Origin of the sequence: Nocardia sp. NPDC047654, from assembly GCF_043205035.1 — a bacterium.
Classification (GTDB): domain Bacteria; phylum Actinomycetota; class Actinomycetes; order Mycobacteriales; family Mycobacteriaceae; genus Nocardia.
In genome coordinates, this window is record NZ_JBIDDF010000040.1 from 1 (window position 1) to 3,448 (window position 3,448).

The following is a 3,448-nucleotide window of genomic DNA, read 5'->3' on the forward strand; positions in this document are numbered from 1 at the left end:
TCTCGGCCTCGCCCAGGAGCACCACCGGCAACTGCCCGGCCGGCACCGCATCCCGCTGCTGCGCGGTGGTCAGCACACACACCGGCGCGGCGTCACCGAGCATGAACTCCAACCGCTGCACCGGATAAGTGGTGTCGATCGGCAGATACGCCGCACCCGCGGTCAACACACCCAACAACGCGACCGGTAGTTCCTCGGTGCGCGGCATCGCCACCGCCACCACCGACTCCGGGCCCGCCCCCGCAGCGATCAACGCCCGAGCCACCTGATTCGCCCGACGCTGCAACTCACCGAACGTCAGGCTGGTGTCGCCGTAGCGGATCGCTACCGCGTCCGGACGCAGCCACGCCTGCTCGGCGATGACGTCCGGCAAGGTCGCACCGGGAACCCAGGCTCCCGGCGCATTCCATGCACTCAGTACCTGATCGCGCTCGCCGGGTGCGAGCACATCGATGTCCCCGACCACGGCGGTGGCATCGGCCGTGACCGCCGCCAGGATACGGCGGAATCGGCTCGCGAAGTTCCGCACGGTCGATTCGTCGAACAGGTCGGTCGCGTAGCCGATGACGACCGAAAGACCTTGGGCTCCAGGCTGTTCGGCCAGGGTGATCTGCAAGTCGAACTTGGCCGCCGACACCTGCGGATCGATGCCGGACACCGTGAGCCCGGGCAACTCGAGCGTCGCCTGCGCCAGGTTCTGCAATACCAGCATCACCTGGAACAGCGGGTGCCGCGCCGCCGAGCGAACCGGATCGAGCATTTCGACCAGACGCTCGAAGGGCAGGTCGGCGTGCCCGAACGCCGCGACGTCGGTCCGGCGGACCTCGGCGAGCAACTCGTCGAACGGCGTGCCCGGCTCGACCTCGGTGCGCAGCACCAGGGTGTTGACGAACATGCCGATCAGATCGTCGAGTTCGGCCTCGCCGCGGCCGGCCACCGGGGTTCCGATGGCGATGTCCGAGGTGCCCGACAGCCGGGCCAGCAGCACCGCGAGCGCGGCGTGCACCACCATGAACAGTGTCGAATTATGCCGCTGGGCGAGTTGTTCCAGCCCGGTATGCAGGTCGGCGTCGATGTCGAAGGCGAAGGTGGCCCCGCGATAGGACGCCTGGGCGGGCCGGGGCCGGTCGACCGGCAGCGGCAGTTCGTCCGGCAGGGCCGCGAGCGTACCGCGCCAGTACTCGGCCTGCTGCGAGATGAGGCTGTTCGGGTCGCTCTCGGAACCGAGCACCTCCCGCTGCCACAGGCTGTAGTCCGCGTATTGGACCGGCAGCGGGGCCATGGCCGGGGCTTCGCCTCTGCTGCGCGCCTCGTAGGCCAGCACCAGATCCCGGGTGAGCGGTCCCATCGACCAACCGTCCGAGCTGATGTGGTGCGCGACGAACGCGAGCACGTGCTCGGTCGGATCGTCCGCGTTCGCGGAAGCGACCTCGAACAGTTCGACCCGGAACGGGACCTCGGAGGTCACGTCGAAGCCCGCCGCGACGACGGCGGTCACCGCGGCGGCCAGATCGGCCGCGTCGACCCGAGCCGGCGCCACACCGATCGGCACCTCGTCCGCGGCGAGCACCTGCTGTACCGGGCCGTCCGGCGTCTGCGGGTAGATCGTGCGCAGGATCTCGTGACGCGCCACCAGGTCCGCGACGGCCTGTCGCAGAGCGCCCACGTCCAAGTCGCCGGTGAGGCGGATGGCGGCCGGGATGTTGTAGACCGACGACGCCGGATCGAACTGGTTGAGGAACCACATGCGCTGCTGCGCCAGCGACAGCGGGACGCGGTCAGGGCGCGGACCGGCGACCAAGGCTTTACGCCCGCCGGAGCCCGCGTGCTGCTCGACCTTCGTGGCGAGTCCGGCCACGGTCGCCGCCTCGAACAACACACGCACCGGGACACGAGCGTCCAACGCCGCACCGATACGCGCCACGACCTGCGTCGCCAGCAACGAGTTACCACCGAGCGCGAAGAAGTCGTCATCCGCACCGACCCGCTCGACACCCAGCACCTCGGCGTACACCGACGCCACGATCTCCTCGATCGGAGTCGACGGCGCACGGAAAGCCTGGACCTCGAACTCCGGCTCCGGCAACGCCTTGCGATCCAGCTTGCCGTTCACATTCAACGGCAAAGCATCCAGCACCACGAACGCCGACGGCACCATATACGACGGCAGAACCGCCACAAGCTCCGACTGCACCCGAGCCACATCCACACCACCAGCAGCACCCGCACCGCCAGCGACACCGTCAGCGCCAGCGACACCCGCACCGGCACCGGGACCGGCAGGAACGATATAAGCCACCAACCGGTCGCCGGTCTTCGGATCGGACTTCGCGATCACCGCCGTCTGCGCGACCTCCGGCAACGCCAACAACGCCGCCTCGATCTCACCCAGCTCGATACGGAAACCACGAATCTTCACCTGAAAATCCGTACGACCCCGATACTCCAGCTCACCATCGCCATTCCAGGCGACCACATCACCCGTGCGATACATCCGAGCACCCGACTCGAACGGATTGGCCACGAACCGATCCGCCGTCAAATCCGCACGACCGAAATAACCACGCGCCAACTGCGCACCAGCCAAATACAATTCACCGGAAACACCCACCGGCACCGGCCGCAAACGCCCATCGAGGACGTAGACCCGGCTGTTCCATTCGGGAGCGCCGATCGACACCGACGTCTCGTCGGCGAGGGTGACCCGGTGGCTGGTGACCGACACCGCCGCCTCGGTCGGACCGTACAGGTTGAACAGTTCGGTGCGGGGATTCTGGCGCAAGAACCGCTGCGCGAGCGAACCCGGCAGAGCCTCACCGATCGCCAACACCCGCCACAGCGAATCCGGCATGCCCGCGGTAAGCAGCGCGTCCAGCATGGACGGCACGACGTGCAGGGTGGTGACCCATTCCTGGGCCATGAGTTCGTTGAGGTAGGCCGGGTCTCGATGACCATCCGGCGCGGCGATCACCAGACGGCCACCACAGACAGCGGCCGACCAGAACTCCCACACCGACAAGTCGAACGTCGCCGCCGTCTTCAGCAGGATCGCATCAGCGGCATCGAGCCCGAACTCGACATTCTTCCACTGCAACTGATTCGCGATAGCGCCATGCGGAACCGCGACGCCCTTCGGACGGCCGGTCGATCCAGAGGTGAAGATGACATACGCCGTGTTCTCCGCACGCAACGGCCGTACGCGATCGGCATCGGTCACCGTAGTGGCATCCACACCGGACAAGTCCAATTCGTCGATCCGCACCACCGGCGCGACGTCGGTCTCGAACTCCGCCTCGGCGTTCGACAACACGCACACAGGTGCCGCCGTCTCGAGGATGTAACTCGTACGCTCCGCAGCCTGATCCGGATCCACCGGCACATACGCACCACCGGACTTCGCCACCGCGTACATCGCCACGACCAGATCCACCGACCGACGCAACGCCAG

General features: G+C 67.3%; 1 protein-coding gene. It reads right to left on the reverse strand.

Annotated elements, in window-relative coordinates:
- Window positions 1–3,448 (reverse strand): amino acid adenylation domain-containing protein (locus ACGF7Y_RS36425; protein ID WP_393242470.1); only part of this gene is annotated, 3,448 nt, incomplete at both ends.